Below are 23,976 nucleotides of genomic sequence, written 5' to 3' on the forward strand. Positions count from 1 at the left end.
TCGTGTGCAGACTGATGGACATGCGCATCCCCCACCCGCGGAGCCTGGCCGGGCAGCTCTTCGCGATGCAGGTCGTGCTGGTCGCCGCCCTCGTGGCGGGATGCGCCGTCTTCGCGTACATCACCGACCGCGACCAGGCCACGGTCGCCGCGCGCAGCCAGGCCACGGCCACGGCGGCCGCCATCGCCGACTCCCCCTCGGTGGCCGACGCCGTGCGGACCGACGACCCCAGCGCCCGGCTCCAGCCGTACGCGGAGAAGGTGCGCCGGGACACCGGCGTCACCTTCGTGACCATCATGAACCCGCGTGGCATCCGTTGGACACACCCCGATCCGGACAGGATCGGCGAGCGCTACCTCGGCCACATCGAGCCCGCGCTGCGCGGCCGCATCTTCCCCGAGACCTACACCGGCACCCTCGGCGCTTCGGTGCGGGTGATCGCCCCGGTGCGCGACCCGAGGGCCGGGGGCCGGATCACCGCGCTGGTCAGCGCCGGGATCACGGTCGAGACCATCAGCGCCCAGGTGCGGCGCCAGCTGCTGGCCCTGCTCGGCGTGGCCGCCGCCGCGCTCGCCGCCGGGGGCCTGTGCGCGTACGTCATCAACGCCCGGCTGCGCCGCCACACCCACGGCATGAACGCCACCGAGCTGAGCCGTATGCACGACTACCACGAGGCGGCGCTGCACGCGGTGCGCGAGGGGCTGCTGATGCTGGACGGCCAGCGGCGGATCGCGCTCATCAACGACGGCGGACGGGAACTGCTCGGGCTGTCCGGGGACGTGGTCGGGGCCTACGTGTCCGAGCTGGGCCTGCCCGCCCCGCTCACCGGCGCCCTGCTGGCCGCCGAGCCGCGCGTGGACGAACTGCATCTGACCGCGGAGCGGGTCGTCGTGGTCAACACCTCCCCGGTGAGCAGCGGCGAACGGCGTGGCACGGTCGTCACGCTGCGCGACCACACCGAGCTCCAGGCGCTCTCCGGCGAGCTGGACTCCGTACGCGGCTTCGCCGAGGCGCTGCGCTCCCAGGCCCATGAGGCGGCCAACCGGCTGCACGCCGTGGTCTCGCTGATCGAGCTGGGCCGCGAGGACGAGGCGGTCGAGTTCGCCACGGCGGAGCTGGAGCTGGCCCAGGCCCTCACCGACCAGGTGGTGGCGGCCGTCGCCGAGCCCGTGCTGGCCGCGCTGCTGCTGGGCAAGGCGGCCCAGGCCAGCGAGCGCGGCGTCGAACTCGTCCTCACCCCCGACAGCCGCATCGACGACGGTCTGCTGCCGCCCGGGCTCGCCGCCCGCGACCTGGTGACCATCGTGGGCAACCTGATCGACAACGCGATCGACGCCGCCACCGAGGGCGTCGGCAGCGGCGCCGCCCGCAGCGCCCGCGTCACGGTCACCGTCCGCGCGGACGACGGCGAGCTGACGCTGTGCGTCGCGGACACCGGCGCCGGTCTCGACCCGGCGGCGGCCGAGGACGCGTTCCGGCGCGGCTGGTCCACCAAGGCGGCGGGCCGGGGCCTGGGGCTGGCCCTGGTCCAGCAGGCCGTACGGCGCAACGCGGGCACCGTGGACGTGGCCGGGGCGCCCGGCTCCGGCGCCGAGTTCACCGTCACCCTGCCGCTGGCCACCGCGGCCCACGTGCCGTGAGCGGCGGCCGGACGATGACCGGGTGCGGCGGATTCACAGGGCGGTAACCCTGGCCACTCTTCATTACGCTCCGTAAATTAGGGCCCCGAGCTTTCGCCCGTGCCCCTGATCTGCCCGACCGCCCCACCCCGGACGCCATGCCCCGAGAGGAAACCCGACCCATGAGCCCGCCGCAGGCGAACTCGGCGACCCCGACCCCGGAGCCGATCCGGGTGCTCGTCGTCGAGGACGACCCCGTCGCGGCGGACGCGCACCGGATGTACGTCGAGCGCGTCCCCGGATTCGCCGTCGTCGGCACCGCGCGGACCGGCGGTGACGCCCAGCGGCTGCTGGAGCGCACCCCCACCGACCTCATCCTCCTGGACCTCTACCTGCCCGACGGGCACGGCCTCCAGCTGGTGCGGGCGCTGCGGGCGGTCGGGCACGGGGCGGACGTCATCGCCGTCACCTCGGCCCGGGACCTCGCCGTGGTCCGGGACGGGGTCTCGCTCGGGGTCGTCCAGTACGTGCTGAAGCCGTTCACCTTCTCCACCCTCCGCGACCGGCTCCAGCGGTACGCCGAGTTCCGGTCGACCGCGGGCGAGGCCAGCGGGCAGGACGAGGTGGACCGGGCGCTGGCCGCGCTGCGCGCGCCGCAGCCCGCCTCGATGCCCAAGGGGCTCACCCAGGCCACCCTGCACGCGGTCACCGAGGTACTGCGCGGCGCCGAGGACGGCATCTCGGCGGCGGCGACGGCGGAGACGGTGGGGATCTCGCGGATCACCGCGCGCCGCTATCTGGAGCACCTGGTGGAGGCGGGCCGCGCCGACCGGGCACCGCATTACGGCCAGATCGGCCGCCCGGAGCTGGTCTACCGCTGGCTCAGCGAGCACTGAGCGAGCGCTGAGCAAGCACCGGGCGTCCCCGCGGGGGCACCATTAGGAAAGTTTCCTATCTGACATCTTGTCGCGAGCATGACGGCTCGCTAGGTTCAGCCGCACATCCCCCAGGAGGACGCCCGTCATGCAGCTCTCCCCGCGCCACCACAGACGCACGCTGGCCGCCGCCACCGGTCTGGTCGCCCTGCTCACCACGGGCGCGGCCACCGCCGCCCAGGCCACGCCGCCGCCACCTCGTACGGCTACCGCGGCCGCCGCCGTCGGCCAGACCGGTCCGTACCTCTATCTCGGCTGGGGCAATCCGCCCAAGGCCACGGACGTGATGTCGGCGACCGGCACGAAGCAGTTCACGATGGCGTTCATGCTCTCCGACGGCGGCTGCGCCCCCAAGTGGGACGGCTCCCGCGCGCTCACCGGCGGCACCGACCAGTCGACCATCAACGCCATACGCGCGGCCGGTGGCGAGGTCACCGTCTCCTTCGGCGGCTGGAGCGGCAACAAGCTCGGCGAGAAGTGCTCGTCCGCGTCCGCGCTCGCCGCCGCGTACCAGAAGGTCATCGACGCGTACCAGCTCAAGGCGATCGACATCGACATCGAATCGACCGAGTTCGAGAACGCGACGGTCCGGCAGCGGGTCATCGACGCGCTGAAGACCGTCAAGCAGAAGAACAGCGGCATCAAGGTCTACGTCACCTTCGGCACCACCACGACCGGCCCCGACGGCAACGGCACGGACCTGGTCAAGCGCGGCGCCAGGGCCGGGGTCGACGTGGACGGCTGGACGGTCATGCCGTTCGACTTCGGACAGGGCTCAGTCGACATGGCGGCGGCCACCAAATCGGCGGTCGACGGCCTCAAGAACACAGTCGCCAGCGCGTACGGCCTCTCCCCGGACGCCGCCTACCGCAAGGTCGGCTTCTCCTCGATGAACGGCAAGACGGACGTCGCGGGCGAGACGGTGAGCCTGGCCGACTTCAACTCCATGCTCTCGTACGCCAAGAGCCACCACCTTGCCCGCGCCAGCTTCTGGTCCCTCAACCGCGACCGCAAGTGCGGCTCCGGCACGGACGCTGACGCGTGCAGCGGCATCAACCAGGGGACGTACGACTTCACCAAGGCGCTCGCGGGCTACACGGGCTGAACTCCTCTTCTTGCGCCTGACGTTCGAGCGCCCGGCGGCCAACCACATCCCCGTGTACGGGGATTGACCCTGCGTTGACGGCGACCTTACGGTCGGCCCGCAGCCCACAGAGGCCAGCAAGGAGGTCGTGCCGTGCGCCCCACCACCGCCCCACTGATCCTCACCGCCGCCGCCCTCGTCGCCACCGCCGGGCTCACCGCCTGCGGTGGCGGCTCGGGCAGCGACCCGGACACCGTCAAGGTCGCGTACAACCGCTCCACCGACAACAAGATCCGCTTCAAGGACAACCACCTCGCCGAGGTGAAGAAGCAGTTCGAGAAGGCGAACCCCGGCAAGAAGGTCAAGCTGATCCCGATCCAGGCGCAGGACAACGACTACGCCACCAAGGTCCAGCAGATGATGCGGTCCCCGAAGACCGCGCCCGACCTGGTCTACGAGGACACCTTCCGGATCAACGCGGACATCAAGGCGGGCTATCTGCGGCCGCTGGACGACTACCTCGCCAAGTGGAAGACCTGGGACCAGTTCGTCGACACGGCGAAGACGGCGGCCAGGGCCGAGGACGGCAAGACGTACGGCGTCCCCGACGGCACCGACACCCGCGGGCTGTGGTTCAACAAGGAGATCTTCGCGAAGGCCGGGCTGCCCGCCGACTGGGCGCCCAAGAACTGGGACGACATCCTCAAGGCCGCGCGCACCATCAAGAAGAAGGTCTCCGGCGTCACCCCGCTCAACGTCTACACCGGCAAGGCCCCGGGCGAGACCTCCGTCATGCAGGGCTTCGAGATGCTGCTGTACGGGACGGGCGCGGCGGACGGCGAACCGCTCTACAACCCCGAGACCAAGAAGTGGGCCACCGGCGGCCAGGGCTTCCGGGACTCGCTCGCGTTCCTGAAGACCGTGTACGGCGAGAAGCTGGGCCCCGACCTCTCCGACGCCCTCGACCCCAACGTCGGCACCACCGTCTTCAGCGAATGGCTCCCCGAGGGCAAGCTCGCCATCGCCCTCGACGGCTCGTGGCTCGGCCAGAACTGGCTGAAGACCGGCGGCAAACCCTGGCCGGAGTGGTCCAAGACCCTGGGCCAGGCCCCGATGCCCACCCAGCATGGGCAGGCGCCCGGCAAGGTCAGCATGTCCGGCGGCTGGACCTGGGCGATCAGCGCCAAGTCCAAGAACCCCGACCTGGCGTGGAAGTTCATCGAGCAGTTCCAGACCAGGAAGAACGCGGTCCGGTGGACCATCGTCAACGCCCAGATCGCCGTCCGCAAGGACGTCGCCAAGGACCCCGAATACCTCTCCTCCATGCCCGGCATCCGCTTCTTCACCGGGCTGGTGCCGTACACCCACTATCGCCCGGCACTCCCCGTCTATCCGCAGGTCTCCTCGGCCATCGGCGAGGCCATGGAGGCGGCGACCACGGGTGACTCCTCGCCCAGCGGCGCGGCGAAGGGGTACGACGAGCAGCTGAAGTCCGTCACCGACGGCGCCGTGGGCTGATGGCCACCGCGACCGAGGCGGCTCCCCCGGCGGCGGTCACCCCCGTACGCCGCCGGGGCCGCCCCCTGCGCTGGCTCCCGCTCGCCCCCGCCACCGTCCTGCTGCTGCTCTTCCTGGGCGGGCCGATCGCGTACTGCTGCTACATCGCCTTCACGAACATGCAGCTCACCGGCACGTCCACCACGGACTTCATCGGCCTCGCCAACTTCCGCCGCGCCTCCGGGGACGACGACTTCCGCAACGCGGTCGTCCTCACCCTCGTCTTCACGGTCGTCTCGTCCCTCCTCGGCCAGAACACCCTGGGCCTGGCCCTGGCCACCCTGATGCGGCGCGCCTCCAAGCCGGTGCGCACGCTGATCGGGTCGGTCGTGATCGCGGCGTGGGTCGTCCCGGAGATCGTCGCGGGCTTCCTGCTGTACGCCTTCTTCCGCCGCGAGGGCACGCTCAACGCCGTCCTGGACGGGCTGGGCCTGCCGTCCCAGAACTGGCTGTACACCCTGCCCATCCTCGCCGTGTCGTTCGCCAACGTCTGGCGCGGTACGGCGTTCTCGATGCTCGTCTACTCCGCCGCCTTGTCGGAGGTCCCCCAGGAGATCACCGAAGCGGCGGAGGTGGACGGCGCGGGCGGCCTCCGCCGCTTCTGGCATGTGACGCTGCCGATGATCCGGCATTCCATCGGCACCAATCTGATGCTGAACACCTTGCAGACCCTGTCGGTGTTCGGCCTCATCTGGGCCATGACCCGCGGCGGCCCCGGCACCCGCAGCCAGACGCTGCCGGTGTTCATGTACGACCAGGCGTTCAACAAGTCCCTGATCGGCTACGGCACGGCGGTGGCGCTGTTGCTGTTGCTGGTGGGGGCGGCGTTCTCGGTGGTGTATCTGCGGTTGATGCGCGAAGAGGTCTGACCTCCGCCGGTGCGGTGACCGTGCCCGTCTTCCGTACGCCGAGGCCGGAGCCGGGGGCCGCGAGCGCGGCCCCCGTCAGCGCCGCCGAGACCAGCAGGGTGCACACCGCCGCCGTGGAAATCTTCGACGGCATCGCGTCAGCCCGCCTTCGTCGGGCTCTGCTTGTTGCCGTCGACGACCGCGCGCTGGGTGATGGCGCTGGTGAAGGTGACGGTGCCGACCTTGAACAGCCCGCTCTCGTCGGGCTTGACCTGGACGCTGCGCTCGCCGAGGAATCGCAGGGTCTTCCTGTCGAAGATCCACTCGGTGCGCTGGCCGTCCTGCTCGTTCAGCCGCGCCACCGCGACCCCGTGCCGGCCCGTGGCGTCGGCCGCGTCGTCCACCTTCACGACCCCGGGGATCTTGGCCGCGGCCCGGTAGATCGCGGCGGTGAGCTTCGCGGGCGGGTAGCTCTCGGTCAGCAGATCGCCGAGGGCGACGAAGGCCGCCTGGTCCTGGGGGACCTCCTTGTCCCGGTTCTCGGCGGCCTCCTGGTTGATCTTCTTCAGCAGCGCGTCGGGGTCGGTGGGCAGCGCGGCGAGGCGGTCGTACGCCGAACTCGCCGGGTACTTGCCGGCCAGTGTCATGCCCGTCTCGCTCGTCTCGCCCGCCTCGATCAGCCAGCCGTCCTTCCCGTCGGGGGACTGCCAGACCTGGCGGTCGTGCAGCTCCTGGCTGACCACCGTGGTCTTGTCGTCCACCGTCTTGGGGTAGGTGCTGGCCACCTTCGAGGCGATGTAGAGGAACTGGCCGTCGCGCACCGTGGGCCCGGAGGCGTCGGCGGCGGCCAGCGAGATGCGGTCCAGCAGTTGGGGGGCGCCCTTGGCGTCGGCGGTGCCGATCTGGGTCGTCAGCGCGGGCCCGGTGGCCAGGGGCGTCGTACCGTCCCCGCTGTCGCTTCCGTACAGGGCCACGCCACCCACGATCGCCCCGGCCAGGGCGCAGGCCGCGGCGGGCAGCAGGATCGTCCGGCGCAGGAACGGGTTGCGCTGCCGCGCGGGGGCGGCGGGCGCGGTGGTGTCGCGGATGTCGTCACGGATCTGGGCCATCAGATGCTCCTTGTGCAGCGCATGGCGGCCCGCCGGCAGACCCCGCTCCTCGGTGTCCCGGAACTCCCGGGTCTCCGGCCACTCAGCCGGGTGCGGCTGGGAGGGGCTGGCGTTCATCGGTTTCCTTCCTCTGCGGACCGGATCGCGTAGCCGCGATCGCCTCTTGTCTGCCGGCTGGGAGAGGCGAGTTCCCGTTTTTTCCTGACGAGTTCGGCATCGGCGAGTTTGCGCAGCTTCGTACGGGCCCGGGACAGCCTGGAGCGGACGGTTCCGAGGGGGATGCCGAGGGTGCGGGCGACGTCCGCGTACTCCATGCCCTCCCACAGACACAGCACCAGCACCTCGCGCTCGGCGCGCTTGAGCGAACCGAGCGCGGTCAGCGTGGCGTTGATCCGCCGCCGGTCGTCCACCCGGCCCGCCGTCTCCTCGGCGTGGTCCGGGATCCGCTGGGCCTCCGGACCCGCCGAGGCGGCAGCGGCGGCCGCGGCCCGGTACCGCCGGTTGCCGCGGCAGTGCGAGCGGGCGATGTTGGTCGCGATCCCCAGCAACCACGGCCGCAGCGAACCCCCTTCGGCCTCCACCGAGGCACGCCGCCGCCACGCCTCCATATACGTCGCCGACATCACGTCCTCGGCCACGGACCAGTCGGCCGTCAGCCGGAAGGCGTGGTTGTACACGGCGCGCGCGAAGTCGTCGAACAACTCCGCGAAGGCGTCGGGGTCCCCGGCCCGTACCCGGGTTCGCATATCTGTGGTCACACTCTCAACTGGCCTGCGGAGGCTGGCGAGTTCCGGTGACATGCGTCACAGCCGGGGCGCCCCGGGCGGGCAATCAGCGGGCCCGGTCGGCGATCCGGTCCAGCCACTCCCGCATGAGGGCGCTTTCGGACGCGGTCAGGGCGTCGGTCCGCGGCAGTACGGCACGAAGGGTGACGGCGGCCGCGGCGGGCCCGGGCTCAGGGGCGGGTGCGGCGGGCGCGTCGGTGGTGATCGCCGCGAGGACCGCCTCGCGAGCGGTGCGGGACAGCTCCGGGTCGCGCGCGTCCTCGGCCGTGGCGATGAGCGCGAGCGTCGTACCCGATCCGGCGGCGTGGACGAGGGCCGCGGCCCGGCCCTCGGGGATGCGCAACCGGCCCGCCTCGGCGATGCGCCGGATGTGCCCGGCGAGCACGTCGAAGGCGGCGAGCGCCGCCGGGGAGGACGCCCCGGAGCGCTGCTGGCCGTACATCAGCCGGTACAGCGCCGGGTTGGCCAGGCCGAGCCCTACGTGGAGATCCCAGCCGGCCCGGAGATCCTCGACCGGGTCGCCGGTGGGCTCAGCGGCGGTCTTGTCGGCCAGGTAGACCGCGAAGCCGTGCGCGACGACGGCGTCGAGCAGACCCTGTTTGTCGCCGAAGAGCCGATAGATGGTCGGCGGCTGCACCCCGGCCGCGGTGCTCACCGCCCGGGTCGACACCGCGTCGGACCCTCCTTCGGCGAGCAGCCGGGCGGCGGCAGCGACGATGCGCTCCCGGTGGCCGTCGGCGGCGGTGACGTCCTCGTTCTCCATGTTTCCAACGATAACAGAATCGCGTTATCACCTCTTCGTTTCCGGTGCTACGCTCCACGTGTTATCACCGGAAACATCTCGATGGGGAGTTCTTGATGATCATCGTCACCGGAGCCAATGGCACCCTCGGCCGGGCGGTCGCCGAGCGGCTGCTGGAACGCGTCCCCGCCGAGGAGATCGGCGCCAGCGTGCGCGCCCCGGAGAAGGCGCGCGACCTCGCCGACCGGGGCGTACGCGTCCGCCACGGCGACTTCACCGACCCGGCGGGCCTCGCCCACGCCTTCGAGGGCGCCGCGCGGGTCCTGATCGTCTCCACGGACACCACCGGCGAGGCGGCCCTGCGCGCGCACCGCGCGGCCATCGAGGCCGCGGCCGCGGCCGGGGCGAGCCGCATCCTCTACACGAGCCACATGGGCGCCGACCCGTCCTCGCCCTTCGCCCCGATGCCCGACCACGCCGCCACCGAGGCGGCGCTGCGGGAGTCCGGCGTCCCCTTCACCTCGCTGCGCAACGGGTTCTACGCCTCGACGACCCTGACGCTGCTCGGCGGCGCGCTCGACACGGGCGAACTGGTCGCGCCCGAGGACGGGCCGGTCGCCTGGACCGACCACGCCGACCTCGCCGAGGCGGCGGCGCTCGCCCTCACCACCGGCGGCGACGGCTTCGACGGCCCCACCGCCGCGCTCACCGGCCCCGGGGCGATCGACCTGGCCGGTGTCGCGGCCCTCGCCGCACGGCTGACGGGCCGCCCGGTCCGCCGGGTCGTCGTCCCCGACGCCGACTACCGCGCCCGCCTGCTGGACCACGGCCTGCCCGAGGCGCGGGCCGACCTGCTCGTCGGCCTGTTCGCGGCGAGCCGCCGTGGCGACTTCGCCCCGGCCGACCCCACGCTCGCCCGCCTGCTGGGACGGCCGGCCACGCCCCTGGAGGACGTCCTGAGCGTGGCCCTGAAAGAGGCGGCCACGCCGACCGGGTGAGCCGGCGGGTGGTCAGTCACCACTCACACGCGCGCGCTGCCGGTGGGCCTTCTGCCTGCATGCCGCCCCACAGAAGCGCGCGGGGCGACCCGCGCGGCCCGTACGGTCGCCGGGCAGTCGGCCGCCACACATCTCACACCGCCCGATTTCGTCACGCGGACCGTCGGCCTCCCTCTCCGCCTCCCCCATTACGTTACGGATTTTCGTTACGGCCCGCTCCGGCCGCAGGCCGTCGCACATCACCGCCGTCAGCACCCCGGGCCCGTGGCCCCGCCCCTGCTCCATGGCCGCACACCCCGCCACCAGCGCCCGCACGTCCGCCGCTTCGACGTCCGCCCTCACCGCCCCGGCCTCCTGGGAACGCCGGAGCAGCACGCCCAGCACCTCGCCGAACTCGCGCCTGGCAGCGACCGCCGCCTCATCATCGGGTGAACGGCCGGGCGCCTCCCGCGCGAAAGCCTCGCACAGCGCGCGGTTGAACGACGCCTCCCTGATCACCCGCCCCAGGAAGCCGAAGAACGCCGCCCCCGGATCCTCGGCCGCGGCCAGCGCCCGCCCCTCCGTGACGAAGCCCGCCACGCTTTCGGCGATCACCGCCGCGAAAAGGTCCTCCTTGGAGGGGAAGTGGCGGTACACCGTTCCGGCACCCACCCCGGCCCGCTCGGCGATGACACCGAGCGGCACCATGCGGCCCTCCGCCGCGAACGACGCCCTGGCCGCGGCCAGCACCCGCGCCCTGTTCCGCCGCGCGTCGGCCCGCGAGGGCAGCGCCCCCTCCCCCTCTGCCGCGTCCTTCACCATCACTCCTGATTGACAAACGGGTCGGCCATTCCGGTACGTTAACCGGGTCACTCGTTCCGATTCTATCCAGGAGCCGTGTCCATGACCCCCGTAACCTCCTCCCCGTCGAAACGCACCATCCTGGTGACCGGCGCGACCGGTCACCAGGGCGGCGCCACCGCGCGACGCCTGCTCGGCGACGGCTGGCACGTCCGCGCGCTCACCCGTGACACCGCCGGCCCCGCGGCCCGCGCCCTCGCCTCGGCGGGCGCCGAATTGGTCGCGGGCGACCTGGACGACCGCGCCTCGCTCGACGTGGCGGCCCGCGGAGCCCATGGCGTCTTCAGCGTCCAGCCCACTCCCGGCGTGTCGGGGGCGCCCGAGGAGTACGGACCGGAGGACGAGGTGCGGCGAGGCCGGAACGTCGCGGACGCCGCGCTGACCGCCGGAGCCCAACTCCTCGTCTACGCCTCCGCGTTCGGCGCCCACGATGACAGCGGACTGTCGACGCTGGAGAACAAGCGGCGCATCGAGGAGCACATCAGCGCGATCGGCATGCCCGCGACCGTCCTGCGCCCCACGTCCTTCATGGAAAACCTGCTCCACCCCACCTGGGGCCTCCAGGGCGGCGCCCTGGCCACCCCCTTCAACCCGGACACCCGCCAGCAGTTCATCGCGCTCACCGACATCGCGGCCTTCGCCGCCCTCGCCTTCGCCGACCCCGCCGGCTTCCGCTCCCGCGCCTTCGACCTGGCGGGCGACGTCCTCACCCCGCCGGAGACCGCCGCCGCCATCAGCCGGGCCACGGGCCAGGAAGTCCCGTACGTCCACATCCCCCTCGAAGCCGTACGCGCCCGGAGCGAGGAGGCGGCCCGCGGAATCCAGTCCCTCAACGACGGCCTCTACCCCTTGGTCGACATCGGCCCCCTCCGCGCCCTCCACCCCGACCTGCTCACCTTCGATGCCTGGCTGACGACGTCCGGCGCGACCCGCCTCAAGGCCCTGCTGAACGCGTGATCAACCGATCGTTTGCGCGCGATGTGACTCACCAGTTGGTCGTAAAGAGTTCGCCAAGAGGGGCCTGATCGGCCAGGTGAGGTGGCCCTAGGTTCTTCCCCGTGACCAGTCGGCGACGCCCAACTAGCCGTGTATTCGGCCTACTTGACGAAGGAGTAGCTGTGGAACGTCGCGTCTTCCTGCGCGGAGCAGTCATCGGAGCCTCCGCCGCCGCCTTCGGCGGCACGCTCACGCGCGGCGCCGCCTACGCGGCCCCTGCCCAGAACGGCCCCGGCCCGTACGGTGCTCTGCAAGCCGCCGACGCCAACGGCATCGCGCTGCCCAGCGGCTTCACCAGCCGGGTGATCGCCCGGTCCGGCCAGTCGGTGCCCGGCACCTCGTACACCTGGCACAACGCCCCCGACGGCGGCGCCTGCTTCGCCGACGGCACGGGGTGGATCTACGTCTCCAACTCGGAGATCAACCCCAGTGGCGGCGCGAGCGCCGTCACGTTCAACTCCTCGGGCACCGTCACCGGCGCCCGCCGCATCCTGTCCGGCACCCGGCAGAACTGCGCGGGCGGTGCCACCCCGTGGAACACCTGGCTGTCCTGCGAGGAGGTGTCCCTCGGCTATGTCTACGAGACCGACCCGTGGGGCGTGAACGCCGCCGTCCGCCGCGACGCCATGGGCAAGTTCAAGCACGAGGCGGCCGCCGCCGACCCGGCGCGCAAGGTGATCTACCTGACCGAGGACGAGACGGACGGCTGCTTCTACCGGTTCGTCCCGACCACCTGGGGCAACCTGTCCTCCGGCACGCTCCAGGTGCTGGTCGCGGGCACCGGCACCTCCGGGTCGTTCAGCTGGACGAACGTGCCCGACCCGGACGGCTCGCCCACCGCCACCCGCGACCAGGTCGCGTCCGCCAAGATCTTCAACGGCGGCGAGGGGTGCCACTACGCCAACGACACCGTCTGGTTCACCACCAAGGGCGACAACCGCGTCTGGCAGCTCGACCTGGCCAACAGCACCTACGAGCTGGCCTACGACGACAGCCTGGTCAACCCCGGCCCCGCCCCGCTGACCGGCGTCGACAACGTCACCGGCTCCTCCTCCGGCGACCTGTTCGTCGCCGAGGACGGCGGCAACATGGAGATCTGCGTCATCACCCCGGACGACATCGTCGCGCCGTTCCTGCGCATCAGCGGCCAGTCGGGCTCGGAGATCACCGGCCCGGCGTTCTCCCCTGACGGCAAGCGGCTGTACTTCTCCAGCCAGCGCGGTACGACGGGCAGCTCATCGGGCGGCATCACCTACGAGGTCACGGGGCCGTTCCGCGCCACGGCCTGATCGAGATCCGGTGGCCCGTGGTGTCCGGGGAGGCGGACGCCACGGGCTCCTCGCGTGCCGCCGTCTACGCTCATCCTCTCTATCGAAGCTATCGAGCCGACCGACGGGGAGCCGTGCTGTGCGCAACGCCGCTGTGACGACCGAGGGTGACCAGATCCGCTGGGTCGAGCTGCCGGGGCGGGAACCGTCCCGCGTCTACGTCCACGGCCTGGGCGCCACGTCGCCCGCGTACTTCGCAGAGATCGCGGTCCACCCGCTGCTGGCGGGCCACCGTTCCCTGCTGATCGACCTGCTCGGGCACGGCATCAGCGACCGCCCGACGAGCTTCGACTACACCCTGGAGGCACACGCCGACGCCCTCGCCGAGGCGCTGAACCACGCGGGGGTCACCGGCGCCGAGCTGATCGCCCACAGCATGGGCGGTTCGGTGGCCATCGTCCTGGCCGCCCGCCACCCCCGCCTCGTCTCCCGCCTGGTCCTGGTCGACGCCAACCTCGACCCGCTCCCCCGCGTACCCGCCTCCGGCGGCAGCAGCGGCATCGCCGCGTACTCCGAGCCGGAGTTCCTGGCCGGTGGCTGGGAAGAGGTCCGCGACCGGGTCGGCCCCCACTGGTGGTCCACCATGCGCCTGGCGGGCCGCGAGGCCCTGCACCGCAGCGCGGTCAACCTCATCCGCGGCACGGTCCCCACGATGCGCGAACTCCTGCTGGACCTCACGATCCCCCGCACCTGCCTGCTCCCCGAGGCCGACGGCCCCCTCCCCGGCGCCGACGCGCTCACCGAAGCGGGGGTGTCCGTCGTCCCGATCCCGGACTGCGGCCACAACATCATGCTCGACAACCCCGACGCCTTCGCCCGCGCCACGGCCGCCGCCTGTCTCTGACCCACGGTGATCACATGGCTGGGAAAATGATTGGACGGGGTGATGCCCGGGCTTATAGCTTCACGTTGACTGTGACACCGCCCGAGGAGGTGAGACCCATGAACGCTGTATCGACGTGGGTGCTCCCCCTTTCCCGTCACGGCCGGCGATTGACGTAGGTGTCGCCGGGAGCGCCTCCACCACAGGCACTCCCGAAAGGCCACACCTATGTACTCTCCACAGTTCACCGCCGAGCCGTCGTCGAACGATGCGGTTGAGCACGACTTCGACGTGATCATTTCCGGGTGCGGACCGACCGGAGCGATGCTGGCCGCCGAGCTGCGGCTGCACGATGTGCGGGTACTCGTTCTGGAGAAGGAAACCGAGCCCGTTTCGTTCGTCCGCATCGTCGGTCTGCACATTCGCAGTCTCGAGCTGATGGCCATGCGCGGCCTGCTGGATCGCATGCGCGAACACGGAAGGCAGCGTCCGGCCAGCGGATTCTTCGCCGCCATCAACAAGCCCGCGCCCCAGGACCTGGATTCCGCGCACGCCTATCTGCTGGGCATCCCGCAGCCGGTCATCGTTCGCCTGCTGGAAGAGCATGCGACCCAGCTGGGCGCACAGGTCCGGCGTGGTTGCGCGGTGGCCGGTTTCGAGCAGGACGACGAGGGTGTGACCGTCGAGCTGGCCGACGGCGAACGGCTGCGTTCGCGCTATCTCGTCGGCTGTGACGGCGGGCGCAGTACGGTGCGCAAACTGCTCGGCGTCGGCTTCCCCGGCGAGCCCTCACGGACCGAGACGCTGATGGGCGAGATGGAAGTGGGTGCGCCGCAGGAGGAGATCGCCGCCAAGGTGGCCGAAATCGGCGCGACCAATAAGCGGTTCTGGCTCAGGCCCTTCGGCGGAGGGGTCTACAGCGTCGTCGTCCCCGCCGCGGGAGTCAGCGACCGCACGGAGCCACCCACCCTCGACGATTTCACACAGCAGCTGCGCGCCATCGCCGGAACCGATTTCGGCGTGCACTCCCCGCGCTGGTTGTCCCGCTTCGGGGATGCCACCCGGCTGGCCGAACGCTATCGGGTCGGGCGGGTGCTGCTGGCCGGCGATGCGGCACACATCCACCCACCCACCGGCGGACAGGGCCTCAACCTGGGCGTCCAGGACGCGTTCAACCTCGGCTGGAAACTGGCCGCACACATCCGCGGCTGGGCGCCGGAAACGCTGCTGGACACCTACCAGGCCGAACGCCATCCGGTCGCCGAGGACGTGCTGGACAACACCCGCGCCCAGATGGAACTGCTCTCCACCGAACCGGGTCCGCGGGCCGTGCGCAGACTGCTCACCGAACTGATGGACTTCGACGAGGTGAACCGCCACCTCATCGAGAAGATCACCGCGATCGGCATCCGCTACGACTTCGGCGAAGGCCCCGACCTGCTCGGCCGCCGCCTGCCCGACATCGACGTGAAACACGGCCACCTCTACGGTCTGCTGCACCGCGGCCGCGGCCTGCTGCTGGACCGCACCGAACGCCTGACCGTCGGCGCCTGGTCGGACCGGGTCGACTACCTCCCGGACGCCACCGCGGCACTCGATGTCCCCTGCGTCCTGCTGCGCCCCGACGGCCACGTCGCCTGGATCGGCGACGATCAGCAGGACCTGGACGACCACCTCTCCCGCTGGTTCGGCGAGCCCGCCGGCTGATTCCGCGGGGCGGGACCGGTCCCGACACCCTCCCGGTTTACTCCTGTTTGTCGCTGGACGAGCGATTCGATCAACCGGAAGGACGCCAGTCATGCGTACGCGTAAAGCCCTCCTCGGGAACCTCGCCACCGCCGGTCTCACCGGAGCCCTGCTCACCGCCGTGGCCCCGGCTCCGGCGCAGGCCGCCGAGGGCTGCAACACCAACGGCGCCCGGACGGTCGCCACCGTCTCGACCCACTCCCGCGGCATCGAACTGCGCTACAACGGCACCTGCGCCTGGGGCCGCATCTTCGGCTCCCCGGGCGACGAGGTCTGGGTCGACCGCAGCTTCGACCGCGGCCGGACGTGGGAAAAGCTCAGCCCCACCAAAATCAACACCGGGGGCAGCAACCACACGGACGCGTTCAACAACAAGGGCAACCTGATGCGGGCCTGCGGCAAGGCGAGCAATTTCCCCGACGTCGTCTGCACCAGGTGGTGGTGACCTGAGGGAGTCCCTGGGGCCCGTGGCGTCCGCCGGAGCGGACACCACGGGCCTCCCTCTTGGCAGGGGCGGCGATCACGGAACGATGTGCCGCAGGTAGGCGTTCGGGTTGCTCATGTAGCGACGCCAGTGGTCGACCACCTCCAGGTCCTCCCAACGCACCCGGTGGAGGCCCTGTTCTCCCGAAGCTACGGCGAAGTGACAAGTAGCTCTCCGTATTCAGAGTGACGCTCGGCCAGGGAGGGCAAGGCGGGGCTGGGGAGTCCGCCGGCCTAGAGGGCGGCGAAGTCGGCGTGGGCCTGTTCGACGGCTTCGGGGTATGCCTCATGCTTGGCGTGCTCGGCGAGCGCCCGGTAGATGCTGGCGACGGACGGGCTCTGTCCCTTGCGCTTGCCGGTGGGGATGATCAGGTCGGGCTGGATCTGCTCGGCGGACTCGCCGTTCGCACGGCGCCGCAGCACGGTGTGCAGCATGTCGTCGGTGATGACCGGCGGCCGGCCGCCGTGCTTGCCTTTTCGGGCCGCGGTGTCGACCCCCTCCAGCGTCGACTCCCGGATGTTCTCCCGCTCGGTCTCCGCCATCGCCGCGAAGAACGCGAACAGCAGCTTGCCCGGCCCGGTGGGGTCGTAGATGCCGGGTAGGGGACCGGCGAGCATCTCCAGCACCAGGCCGTGCGCGGTGAGGCGGTCTGCCAGGACGGTGAGTTCGGCGGCGTCACGGCCGAGGCGCTTCATCTCGCACACGGTGAAGATGACGCGGCAGTGCGGTGCGTGCGCCTTGACCTCCCGCGCGATCCGCAGCGCTTCATCGAACCGGGGGCGGACCCGGACGCGGGTGCTGATCTTCTCGCTGAAGATCTTGTCCCTCGGGATGCCGTCGGGGCACCTGGGTGAAGCGGCGGGTGTGGTAGGCGGAGGCGACCGCGCCGCCGCGCGAGCGGCACGGCGAACCGGGCTGCGCGTCACACCTCGGACAGGCGCGCGCCTCGACGTCGTGGGCGTCCGACCGGTCGGTCGGGTAGGGCTGCTGAGGGCCCGTCATGGCCCCGGATTTTCGCACAACGCAAGTCTCAGAAGGGGGTTTGTTCCGCTTTTGAGTGAGAATGGGTTCTGAGAACGAATCCGAGTTCGGCGGGGGTTCGGCGGTTGCTGATTGATCTTGCTCGCGCAAAGGATCGTTTATGAGAATCGGGGCAGGGGGCCGGTTCGACTCAACCGGCTCGGGTCTCGTTTCCGTGGTGGCGCGGGTGATGAGCGGCATGGTGGTGACCGCGGCACCCGTGCCCCACACCAGCCAGTTCAGGTGGCCGTGGCCGCTGCGGCGCACCAGGCCGCCTCAGCTGTCATGCCGCCGCCGGCTGGAAGAAGTTCCCATGCCAAGATCCCCGCCTTGGGCGAGCAAGCGATGGCTACCCTCAAGACCTGGCGGCTGCTGCGCAAGCCCCGCTGCAGTACAACCCGCATCATGTCGTGGTTTTCAGGGGCGGCCTCAGACGAGTCCGCGCTCGGCGAGGCTGCGGCCGGTTTCCTCGATCGTGTCGGGGACCGAGTGGAGCGGGCGGGCCAGGAGCGCCTCGGCGGGGTCGTGGTCGAAGCGCTGCGCCGAGCCGATGAGCCACCGGTTGTCGCGCAGCTGAGGTTCGAACACGCTCGCGACCCAGGTGAGCCATGTCGGCATCGCCCGTGTGGGGATCTTCCCGCTCGCCTCGGGAAGCCTCTCGCGGAGCACCGCGGCGACGTCGATGAGCGAGGACGGGTCGGTCGCGACGATCGTGCGAGCCCCGCCCGCCGTTTCGGAGGTCATGGCCTCGATGTGCGCGTCGGCGACGTCTCGCACGTGTACCCACGGGAGCCGCAGGTCTGGGACCATCGGCAGCGCGCCGGCCATGATCTGCTGGATCGCCGAGACCGAGGTTCCGGGGTCGTCGGAGAGGAGGGGCCCGATGACCGCGCCCGGGTTGATGACGGCGAGCCGGTCGCGCACGCCGCGTCGGTCGGCGATGTCCCACGCCGCGCGCTCGGCCCGGACCTTCGAAACTGCGTAGGCGCCGAGGCCGCGGCGGTCGAGTGGGGTCCAGTCGGATGCCGTGAAGAGGTGATCTCTGCGCGCCGGGGCGTACTGCACCGCCGCGAGGGAGGAGGTGACGACCACGCGCTCCACGCCTGCATCGAGCGCCGCGTCGATTGCCCGCGTCGTGCCCTGTACGGCGGGGCGGATCAAGTCCTCCGGGTCCTTCGGCTTCGTCGTGACGAAGGGGGAAGCGACGTGCAGTACGAACCGGCAGCCCGCGGCCGCTGCCGCCCATCCCTCGTCCGACAGCAGATCGAGCTGCAGGATCTCCAACAACGTGTCGTCTGCGCCTGCCTCGGCCATCGCAGCGCGCACCTCGGCGGCGCGGGCCGGTGACCGCACCGACCCGCGGACCGCGTATCCGCGCCGCAGAAGCTCTGCCGCTGTGTGACCGCCGATGAACCCCGAGACACCCGTGACAAGGACCGTGCCTGTCATGCCTAACCCAATGATCGCCTTATCTTGACAGTGAGCAGTTTACGTGGGGTCTGCTCACTGTCAAGATATGGACTTGATGATGACCGAAGAGCCGAGGGCCGGCGATCGTTACCACCACGGCAATCTGCGCGCGGCGCTGCTCGACAGCGCGCTGGAAGTGCTGTCCGAGTGCGGTGTCGCCGGGTTCAGCATGCGCGAGGCCGCGCGGCGGGCGGGAGTGTCGCAGTCCGCTCCCAAGCACCACTTCGGCGACGCGCGCGGGCTGCTCGGCGCGCTCGCCACGCGCGCCTACCGCCAGCTCTGCGACCGGCTGGAGGCGGTGGAGGTCGTCGGGCGCGATGTGCGGGAGCGGGTCGCGGCGCTCTCTGCCGAATATGTTGCGTTCGCCCGGGACAACCGCGCGCTGTTCGACCTCATGTGGCGCATGACCCAGTTCGACTTCAACGATCCAGACCTGGTCGAGCAGAAGCACCGGGCGCTCCGCGCCCTGGACCGTGGCCTGCGCGGCCAGGATGCGCAGCTACCGGACAGTGCGGACCCCGCGCTGGTGCCGAGCTACGCAGTGTGGTCACTCGTGCACGGCTATACAAGCCTCGCGCTGGAGGGCGCGATCGACGAAGACACCTCAGATCCATTGACGAGCGACTTGCTCCCCGCGATGCTGCGGCTCCTCGATGTGTCCCCGACCGACCGTGACCCGTAGACCGTCGCGGCTAAGCCTTGATCCACCGGACAACTGCCGGTCCATGCCTTGGACAATGGCTCTCATGATGCCGACCCGGCAGGACGGGCGGCGTCGTCGGCCGCGCGACGCGGGCCGGGCAGGGTGGGCAGGGCGAGACCGAGCCGGTTGTTCATGTCCGGCTCGAACCGGCCGTAGGGGTTCACGTGGGTCCAGAACAGCGGGAACAGGGCCCGCCGGTCGGCGTCGGTGAGCTTCTCCGCCCACTTCGGCTCGGCCAGCACATCCTGGAGCAGCAGCGTGTTGACGTGGACCAGGGCCGCCTGGACCAGGTGGAGGGCCAGCATGGAGATCCCCTGGCTCTCCTTGTCGTCGCCGGTCAGGTCGCCGTCCTTGCCGTAGAACAGGTCGTGGTTGGCGGAGTTCCAGTTCTCCACGACTTGCAGGCCCTCGTGGATCTCGCGCCGCAGCTCGGCGTCGGCGAGATAGTCGCAGATGAACGCCGTCCTCACAGCACGCCCCAGCTCCTCGATCGCCTGGTAGGTCGGGTGTTTGGGCCCGCCGCGGGTGAAGCGCCGCAGCACCGCCTTCGGGACCGCCTCCCTGGTGGCGACCGAGGTGAACTCGCCGGTGAAGCCGGTGGCGAACTCGGCCTCCTTGAGGATGTCGATCAGGTCGATGGCGCCCCAGCGGCGTTCGATCTCCGCCTTCAGCACGACGAGGTTCTCCGGCTCCTCCTGCTTGCCCAGCGGCGAGACCTTGATCCACGGCTCGCCGTGCCGCTTGACGATGTCCACCCCGCCCGTGGTCCCCAGCTCCAGCGCCGTGTCGAAGCGGGTCAGCGCCTCCCTCAGCCGCTTCTGAAGGGCCCCGATAAACCTGGAGGCAGGAGGTGAAGGACAACGCGGCCTCCGGCTCGTCCATGACGTAGAAACCGGGCGCGGCGAACATGGTGAGGAAGCCCTCGCCGTGGCTCATGCGGCTGGTGTCCTCGGCCCAGTAGCCCGGCACGCCGCCGAGGTTCTCGGTCATGTCGTACGCGGTCTCGGCCCGGAGGAAGAAGCCCTTCTTGTTCTTGCGGGGCCCGGCGAGCATCCGCGCCCCGGCCCGGGTGGTGTCCGCCCGCAGCACCTCACCCAGCGGAGTCTTCGTCGCATCGGGCCGACCGGTGACCCGGGCCAGTCGCCCGCCGTAGGCGTCCAGCTTGAAGCTCTCCGCGACCGCCTCGACCAGAGTCGACTTGCCCGAACCGTTGTCCCCCACCAGGAACGTCACCGGCCGGGTGAACCACGGCAGGCACGGTGAACGGCCACCGCCCGCGCTCGGCAGGGCCGGGCGCCAGGCCATCCGGTACGTACACCCGGTCGACGAACACGCTGCTCCCGGTCCTAGTGCGGCTGACGGCGCCCCCACCTCACCGGCTCAACAGGTGTGTTGTCAGTCGCTGTTGGTAGAACGGCCGCACGCATCGCCCCCTGACGCGTCGCACGACAGGAGCAGCCCGGATGGGATTCCATGACCACCTCGAGGAGCTTCACGGCCTGCCCGCCTTCACGTTTCCCGGCCCCGGTGAGGCGATGGGGCTGCCCGTACCCGACGCCGTGGCCTGGCGGATCACCATGAGGTACGACCCCTCGGAAATGTGGGAGAGCGCCTTCGGCCGCTTCTGCGCCGAGGTCGACACCAGGCGAGTCCGTGCCCTGATCGTCGGCCTCTGGGACGACCCGGAAGACACCGATCCCTCCGACGGAGAAACCTTGAGGCTGGAGTTCCCCGCCCTGCGCCACGACGCGCTGCGCAGACTGACGGTGCAGAGCGGCGGGCTGCCGGTGAACGTCGTCCGCGGTGTGGGGGCGAGCGAACTGCCCGCGCTGGAGCACCTCGATCTGTGGCTGGGCACCTCGGAGTACGGAGCCGACTGCAAGGCCGCCGATCTGGAGCCGATCCTGACCGGCGCCCGATTGCCCCGGCTGCGGCACCTGGCCCTGCGCAACAGCGAGATGCAGGACGAGGTCGCCGCCGCCGTGGCGTCTGCTCCGGTGGTCGCCCGGCTCAAGGTGCTCGACCTGTCCATGGGCACCCTGAGCGACGTCGGCGCCGCCGCCCTCCTCAGCGGCCAGCCGCTGACCCACCTCACGAAGCTCGACCTGCACCACAACTACCTGAGCGAGCCCGTCCGGCAGCGCATACGCCAAGCGCTCGAACCCGCGGGCGTCGAGGTGGACCTCGCCCAGGACGACGCCGAGCGAGACGCCGATGACAACGGCCCCACGCAGCGCTACGTCAGTGCGGGTGAGTGAGGGGCCGACGCGATCCGCCCACCGACGAGGGCGACCCGGAAGTCCGCCCATGCGGCGGGGGCCAGGCGGAGTATCGGCCCGCCAGGCCGCTTGGAGTCGCGTATCGCGACGGTGCCGGGCACGTTCGTGGCCACCTCGACGCACTCACGATCAGCAGTGCTGAAGCTGGGCTTCCGGAACTCAAGAGCTGCCACTTCTCAGATCTCTCCTCGGAGCGCCTGGATGAATGACCTGCTCTCCGGCTCGGTGAGGGCGCGGCGGGCGATTCCCACGAACAGCTCCTGGTGCTGCGCGGCTTCGTCACCTCCCTCAACCCAGAGCTGGCCGAAGGCAGTCTCTGTATACACCACATCCATGGCGCCCGGCTCGGCGAACGAGATGACGTTGAAGGCGCCTCCCATGCCCAAGTGCTCACCGACCTCGAACGGCAAGATCTGGACGGTGATGTTCGCCTGGTGGGTCGCCGCCTCCAGGCCTTCCAACTGCTCGCGCATCACCTCCGGTCCACCGACGCGATGCCGCAGAGCGCTTTCATGGATCACCGCCCACAGATCCAGGGTGGGCGCCTCAGTGAGCCGCCGCTGCCGTTCGACCCTGCTGGCCACCAGCGCTTCGCCGTCATCGGGGTGGCCCTGCGTCGAACTGCCCATCGCCAGGGCACGTGCGTATCCGGGCGTTTGAAGCAGACCGGGAACAAGGCAGAGCTGCCACGTCCTCGTTGCCGTCGCCGCATTCTCCAGCGCGACGTACTCCTGCATGTCCCCGAGGTTCGGGAACTCGTTCCACCAGCCCTTGGCCTTGCGGCGCTCGCGGTCGACCCTCGCCAACTCCAGCAGTCCGCCGACGACCGCCGGGTCTTTCACGCCGTACAGCTCACACAGCGCACGGATGTCCGGATCACGCACCGGCACCCAACCGCGCTCCATCTTCGTGACCTTCGCGGTCGAAGCGCTGAGGGCCTTCGCAGCTTGGGGTTGGGTCATGCCCGCTGCGGTGCGGAGCTTGGTCAGCTCCCCGCCCAGCCTCCGCCCCAAGACACTGGATGTGCTGTTCCCCTGCTTGGCCGGACCCCCTGTCACCGATCGCTCCTTCTGCGTGATGTGCCGCCAGTTTGGTGCGCCCGTCGCCCCACCGCAACCATGATCGGTGGATATTTCACGGGCAGAGGTTGAATGAATCAAAGCCGTCGCACTACCTTCCGTAATGAACCGCTTGCACAGGGACGTCAGTTGGCGGATGCACTCCGCCCTGCCCGCACGGAGGTACGCGATGCCGATCGCACCCCAAGACCCCGTCATCAACGAGGACCGCGTCGACTACGTCCCGGCACCGATAAGCGTGACCCGCGCCCGCCAGCACGCCGCACGGATGGTCGCCGAGTGGGGGCACCCCGGCGTCGCCGACGACGCCGCGCTCATCGTTTCCGAGCTGGCCACCAACGCCGTGCGTTACGGCCGCATCCGTGGGCGGCTGTTCCGCGTCCACCTCACGCTGACGAAAACCACACTGCGCATCGCCGTCGCCGACCCCAAGGGCGAACGTCTCCCCCAGCCCCGCCAGCCGTCCCCCGACGACCGGCACGGCCGGGGGCTGCTCATCGTCCGTGCGGTTGCCGCCCGTTGGGGCGTACGCGAGCGCACGTCGGCAAGGAGATCTGGGCCGAACTCGACCTGGCCACGCCATGACCGCGGTGTCACACCCGGCTGCTTGAATCCCCCGCATGGAACCGAACGCCACGCTCACCGCCCTGCGCGACTTCTGCGCCGAACGTCTCGGCGCGGACCTCGCAGACCGCTTCGTCCGCCTCGCCCGTCCAGGCTTCGCACTCACCGAAGCCGAGCCGGGTGAGGCCGCGGGGCACAGCCGTTTCGGTGGGCGGGCCATGCTCGAACCCGGCACCCCTTGGCCGACCTGCGACGGTCTCCCGCTGAGCCTGCTCGCCGTCCTCGACACCGACGCCCTCGCGCCCTGGCTCGACGGCGTCCTCCCGGCCGGGACGGGCCTGCTCAACTTCTTCTCCCTCGACAGCGACTCCGACCGGTCCGACCCGGAAGCCATGGAGCTGTCGCTGAAGTACGGCTGCCTCGCCCCTGAGCTGGGGGCGGTGATCGCGGCGCGCTCGGCGCACGCCGTCGAAGCGGCCCCGCCCGCCCGGTCCAGCGTCTTCGATCCGGTCCCGTGGGCGGTGTCGCCCGGGTTCGCCTTCCCCGACAGCTGGGACCCCGCCTGGAACGCCCTCGACCTTGGGCCCGACGTTGACGACATGGCCCGGGCCATGCCCGCCATGCACCTGGAGGGCCTGTTGACCGAGTGGTCGCAACGGCCCGGCGCGCTCGACTCCGAGGACATCGCCTTCGGCCGCCCCGAATTCCCCACTGGCAGCTCGCCGATGCTGCCGAACCACGAGGACCCGAACCTCTACCACCACCTGCTCCAGCTGTCCGGCCAGGACGAGTGGTGGATCGGCGGCGACGGCGGCTGGATGCACTGGTCGATCCCCACCGAGGCCCTGCGGGCGGGCGACTTCACCCAGGCGATCCCGACCCCGGACATCTGGTGACAGCCCCTTCATAGGCCATCCACAGCCGACAGCGGAATGGCCTATACCTCCGTCACCGGCGGCCGAAATCG

At 70.7% G+C, this 23,976-nt stretch carries 24 protein-coding genes and 1 pseudogene; 16 read left to right on the plus strand and 9 right to left on the minus strand.

Features of this window, described 5'->3' with window-relative positions; genetic code table 11:
• The first annotated feature begins 20 nt into the window (after positions 1–20).
• From ACH4TL_RS01540 to ACH4TL_RS01560, 5 genes are all read left to right on the plus strand, one after another.
• Positions 21–1,640, plus strand: a complete 1,620-nt coding sequence (locus ACH4TL_RS01540; protein ID WP_398313566.1) for an ATP-binding protein — start codon at positions 21–23, stop codon at positions 1,638–1,640.
• Between the two features lie 161 nt (positions 1,641–1,801).
• Entirely contained in the window at positions 1,802–2,515 is a 714-nt protein-coding gene (locus ACH4TL_RS01545) for a response regulator (RefSeq protein WP_398313564.1), read from the plus strand.
• A 127-nt stretch (positions 2,516–2,642) separates the two neighbouring features.
• On the plus strand, positions 2,643–3,659 hold the full coding sequence (locus ACH4TL_RS01550) for a chitinase (protein WP_398313562.1): 1,017 nt from the start codon (positions 2,643–2,645) through the stop codon (positions 3,657–3,659).
• A 132-nt stretch (positions 3,660–3,791) separates the two neighbouring features.
• Positions 3,792–5,156 carry an extracellular solute-binding protein gene (locus ACH4TL_RS01555; protein ID WP_398313560.1) on the plus strand — a complete coding sequence of 455 codons (1,365 nt, stop codon included), beginning with the start codon at positions 3,792–3,794 and terminating at the stop codon, positions 5,154–5,156.
• Entirely contained in the window at positions 5,156–6,064 is a 909-nt protein-coding gene (locus tag ACH4TL_RS01560) for a carbohydrate ABC transporter permease (RefSeq protein ID WP_398313558.1), read from the plus strand. Before ACH4TL_RS01555 ends, ACH4TL_RS01560 begins: the two co-directional genes overlap by 1 nt.
• A 137-nt stretch (positions 6,065–6,201) precedes the next feature.
• On the opposite strand, the gene ACH4TL_RS01565 is transcribed toward ACH4TL_RS01560, so the two are convergent.
• The 3 genes from ACH4TL_RS01565 to ACH4TL_RS01575 all read right to left on the minus strand — a co-directional run bounded on the left by ACH4TL_RS01565 (position 6,202) and on the right by ACH4TL_RS01575 (position 8,700).
• Positions 6,202–7,269 carry a CU044_5270 family protein gene (locus tag ACH4TL_RS01565; protein ID WP_398313556.1) on the minus strand — a complete coding sequence of 356 codons (1,068 nt, stop codon included), beginning with the start codon at positions 7,267–7,269 and terminating at the stop codon, positions 6,202–6,204.
• Complete coding sequence (locus tag ACH4TL_RS01570; RefSeq protein WP_398313554.1) at positions 7,266–7,898, minus strand: RNA polymerase sigma factor; 633 nt, start codon at positions 7,896–7,898, stop codon at positions 7,266–7,268. The genes ACH4TL_RS01565 and ACH4TL_RS01570 overlap by 4 nt, the downstream gene beginning before the upstream one ends.
• An 85-nt stretch (positions 7,899–7,983) precedes the next feature.
• The gene (locus ACH4TL_RS01575; protein ID WP_398313552.1) at positions 7,984–8,700 is read right to left on the minus strand and encodes a TetR/AcrR family transcriptional regulator; all 717 of its coding nucleotides are present in this window, start codon (positions 8,698–8,700) and stop codon (positions 7,984–7,986) included.
• A gap of 95 nt (positions 8,701–8,795) precedes the next feature.
• On the opposite strand from ACH4TL_RS01575, the gene ACH4TL_RS01580 reads away from it, so the two are divergent.
• Positions 8,796–9,677 (plus strand): NAD(P)H-binding protein, encoded by an 882-nt coding sequence (locus ACH4TL_RS01580; protein ID WP_398313550.1) that lies wholly within the window; start codon positions 8,796–8,798, stop codon positions 9,675–9,677.
• Positions 9,678–9,689: 12 nt separating this feature from the next.
• Here the strand turns inward: ACH4TL_RS01580 and ACH4TL_RS01585 are convergent, their stop codons facing one another.
• Entirely contained in the window at positions 9,690–10,478 is a 789-nt protein-coding gene (locus ACH4TL_RS01585; protein ID WP_398313548.1) for a TetR/AcrR family transcriptional regulator, read from the minus strand.
• 81 nt (positions 10,479–10,559) lie between these two features.
• Between ACH4TL_RS01585 and ACH4TL_RS01590 the strand changes: the two genes are divergently transcribed.
• The 5 genes from ACH4TL_RS01590 (at position 10,560) to ACH4TL_RS01610 (ending at position 15,855) form a co-directional block, all read left to right on the plus strand.
• A complete protein-coding gene (locus ACH4TL_RS01590) occupies positions 10,560–11,474 on the plus strand; it encodes an NmrA family NAD(P)-binding protein (protein WP_398313546.1) in 915 nt (304 codons plus the stop codon).
• A gap of 161 nt (positions 11,475–11,635) precedes the next feature.
• Positions 11,636–12,802: an alkaline phosphatase PhoX gene (locus ACH4TL_RS01595; protein ID WP_398313544.1), complete on the plus strand. Its 1,167-nt coding sequence runs from the start codon at positions 11,636–11,638 to the stop codon at positions 12,800–12,802.
• 118 nt (positions 12,803–12,920) lie between these two features.
• Positions 12,921–13,685, plus strand: a complete 765-nt coding sequence (locus tag ACH4TL_RS01600; RefSeq protein ID WP_398313542.1) for an alpha/beta fold hydrolase — start codon at positions 12,921–12,923, stop codon at positions 13,683–13,685.
• 207 nt (positions 13,686–13,892) lie between these two features.
• Entirely contained in the window at positions 13,893–15,371 is a 1,479-nt protein-coding gene (gene rox / locus ACH4TL_RS01605) for a rifampin monooxygenase (RefSeq protein WP_398313540.1), read from the plus strand.
• A gap of 91 nt (positions 15,372–15,462) precedes the next feature.
• Positions 15,463–15,855 carry a glycosyl hydrolase gene (locus tag ACH4TL_RS01610; protein WP_398313538.1) on the plus strand — a complete coding sequence of 131 codons (393 nt, stop codon included), beginning with the start codon at positions 15,463–15,465 and terminating at the stop codon, positions 15,853–15,855.
• Between the two features lie 272 nt (positions 15,856–16,127).
• On the opposite strand, the gene ACH4TL_RS01615 is transcribed toward ACH4TL_RS01610, so the two are convergent.
• The gene (locus ACH4TL_RS01615; RefSeq protein WP_398313537.1) at positions 16,128–16,820 is read right to left on the minus strand and encodes a recombinase family protein; all 693 of its coding nucleotides are present in this window, start codon (positions 16,818–16,820) and stop codon (positions 16,128–16,130) included.
• Between the two features lie 403 nt (positions 16,821–17,223).
• On the opposite strand from ACH4TL_RS01615, the pseudogene ACH4TL_RS01620 reads away from it, so the two are divergent.
• Positions 17,224–17,325 (plus strand): annotated as a pseudogene (locus ACH4TL_RS01620) (IS5/IS1182 family transposase); the annotation flags it as partial.
• Positions 17,326–17,343: 18 nt separating this feature from the next.
• Here the strand turns inward: ACH4TL_RS01620 and ACH4TL_RS01625 are convergent.
• Positions 17,344–18,363: an NAD-dependent epimerase/dehydratase family protein gene (locus ACH4TL_RS01625; protein ID WP_398313535.1), complete on the minus strand. Its 1,020-nt coding sequence runs from the start codon at positions 18,361–18,363 to the stop codon at positions 17,344–17,346.
• Between the two features lie 67 nt (positions 18,364–18,430).
• Between ACH4TL_RS01625 and ACH4TL_RS01630 the strand changes: the two genes are divergently transcribed.
• The gene (locus tag ACH4TL_RS01630) at positions 18,431–19,066 is read left to right on the plus strand and encodes a TetR/AcrR family transcriptional regulator (protein ID WP_398313533.1); all 636 of its coding nucleotides are present in this window, start codon (positions 18,431–18,433) and stop codon (positions 19,064–19,066) included.
• Positions 19,067–19,128: 62 nt separating this feature from the next.
• On the opposite strand, the gene ACH4TL_RS01635 is transcribed toward ACH4TL_RS01630, so the two are convergent.
• Positions 19,129–19,842: a Tn3 family transposase gene (locus ACH4TL_RS01635; RefSeq protein ID WP_398313531.1), complete on the minus strand. Its 714-nt coding sequence runs from the start codon at positions 19,840–19,842 to the stop codon at positions 19,129–19,131.
• Positions 19,843–20,550: 708 nt separating this feature from the next.
• Between ACH4TL_RS01635 and ACH4TL_RS01640 the strand changes: the two genes are divergently transcribed.
• Positions 20,551–21,345 carry a leucine-rich repeat domain-containing protein gene (locus tag ACH4TL_RS01640; protein ID WP_398313529.1) on the plus strand — a complete coding sequence of 265 codons (795 nt, stop codon included), beginning with the start codon at positions 20,551–20,553 and terminating at the stop codon, positions 21,343–21,345.
• On the opposite strand, the gene ACH4TL_RS01645 is transcribed toward ACH4TL_RS01640, so the two are convergent.
• Complete coding sequence (locus tag ACH4TL_RS01645) at positions 21,324–21,539, minus strand: DUF397 domain-containing protein (protein WP_398313527.1); 216 nt, start codon at positions 21,537–21,539, stop codon at positions 21,324–21,326. The two genes, ACH4TL_RS01640 and ACH4TL_RS01645, sit on opposite strands and share 22 nt — an antisense overlap.
• 3 nt (positions 21,540–21,542) lie before the next feature.
• The gene (locus tag ACH4TL_RS01650) at positions 21,543–22,424 is read right to left on the minus strand and encodes a helix-turn-helix domain-containing protein (RefSeq protein WP_398313525.1); all 882 of its coding nucleotides are present in this window, start codon (positions 22,422–22,424) and stop codon (positions 21,543–21,545) included.
• Positions 22,425–22,713: 289 nt separating this feature from the next.
• Here ACH4TL_RS01650 and ACH4TL_RS01655 point away from each other — a divergent pair, with 289 nt between their 5' ends.
• Positions 22,714–23,193 (plus strand): ATP-binding protein, encoded by a 480-nt coding sequence (locus ACH4TL_RS01655; protein ID WP_398425157.1) that lies wholly within the window; start codon positions 22,714–22,716, stop codon positions 23,191–23,193.
• Positions 23,093–23,905: a DUF1963 domain-containing protein gene (locus ACH4TL_RS01660; protein ID WP_398313729.1), complete on the plus strand. Its 813-nt coding sequence runs from the start codon at positions 23,093–23,095 to the stop codon at positions 23,903–23,905. Before ACH4TL_RS01655 ends, ACH4TL_RS01660 begins: the two co-directional genes overlap by 101 nt.
• Positions 23,906–23,976: the final 71 nt, after the last annotated feature.

Source organism: Streptomyces sp. NPDC021115, assembly GCF_044333065.1.
GTDB lineage: Bacteria > Actinomycetota > Actinomycetes > Streptomycetales > Streptomycetaceae > Streptomyces.

Excerpts from the sequence above, each read along its gene's own strand:
- ACH4TL_RS01540 (WP_398313566.1), top strand. The coding sequence starts at position 21 with ATGCGCATCCCCCACCCGCGGAGCCTGGCCGGGCAGCTCTTCGCGATG.
- ACH4TL_RS01545 (WP_398313564.1), top strand. The coding sequence starts at position 1,802 with ATGAGCCCGCCGCAGGCGAACTCGGCGACCCCGACCCCGGAGCCGATC.
- ACH4TL_RS01550 (WP_398313562.1), top strand. The coding sequence starts at position 2,643 with ATGCAGCTCTCCCCGCGCCACCACAGACGCACGCTGGCCGCCGCCACC.
- ACH4TL_RS01560 (WP_398313558.1), top strand. The coding sequence starts at position 5,156 with ATGGCCACCGCGACCGAGGCGGCTCCCCCGGCGGCGGTCACCCCCGTA.
- ACH4TL_RS01565 (WP_398313556.1), bottom strand. The coding sequence starts at position 7,269 with ATGAACGCCAGCCCCTCCCAGCCGCACCCGGCTGAGTGGCCGGAGACC.
- ACH4TL_RS01570 (WP_398313554.1), bottom strand. The coding sequence starts at position 7,898 with ATGCGAACCCGGGTACGGGCCGGGGACCCCGACGCCTTCGCGGAGTTG.
- ACH4TL_RS01575 (WP_398313552.1), bottom strand. The coding sequence starts at position 8,700 with ATGGAGAACGAGGACGTCACCGCCGCCGACGGCCACCGGGAGCGCATC.
- ACH4TL_RS01580 (WP_398313550.1), top strand. The coding sequence starts at position 8,796 with ATGATCATCGTCACCGGAGCCAATGGCACCCTCGGCCGGGCGGTCGCC.
- ACH4TL_RS01585 (WP_398313548.1), bottom strand. The coding sequence starts at position 10,478 with ATGGTGAAGGACGCGGCAGAGGGGGAGGGGGCGCTGCCCTCGCGGGCC.
- ACH4TL_RS01590 (WP_398313546.1), top strand. The coding sequence starts at position 10,560 with ATGACCCCCGTAACCTCCTCCCCGTCGAAACGCACCATCCTGGTGACC.
- rox (WP_398313540.1), top strand. The coding sequence starts at position 13,893 with ATGTACTCTCCACAGTTCACCGCCGAGCCGTCGTCGAACGATGCGGTT.
- ACH4TL_RS01610 (WP_398313538.1), top strand. The coding sequence starts at position 15,463 with ATGCGTACGCGTAAAGCCCTCCTCGGGAACCTCGCCACCGCCGGTCTC.
- ACH4TL_RS01625 (WP_398313535.1), bottom strand. The coding sequence starts at position 18,363 with ATGACAGGCACGGTCCTTGTCACGGGTGTCTCGGGGTTCATCGGCGGT.
- ACH4TL_RS01630 (WP_398313533.1), top strand. The coding sequence starts at position 18,431 with ATGGACTTGATGATGACCGAAGAGCCGAGGGCCGGCGATCGTTACCAC.
- ACH4TL_RS01640 (WP_398313529.1), top strand. The coding sequence starts at position 20,551 with ATGGGATTCCATGACCACCTCGAGGAGCTTCACGGCCTGCCCGCCTTC.
- ACH4TL_RS01655 (WP_398425157.1), top strand. The coding sequence starts at position 22,714 with ATGGTCGCCGAGTGGGGGCACCCCGGCGTCGCCGACGACGCCGCGCTC.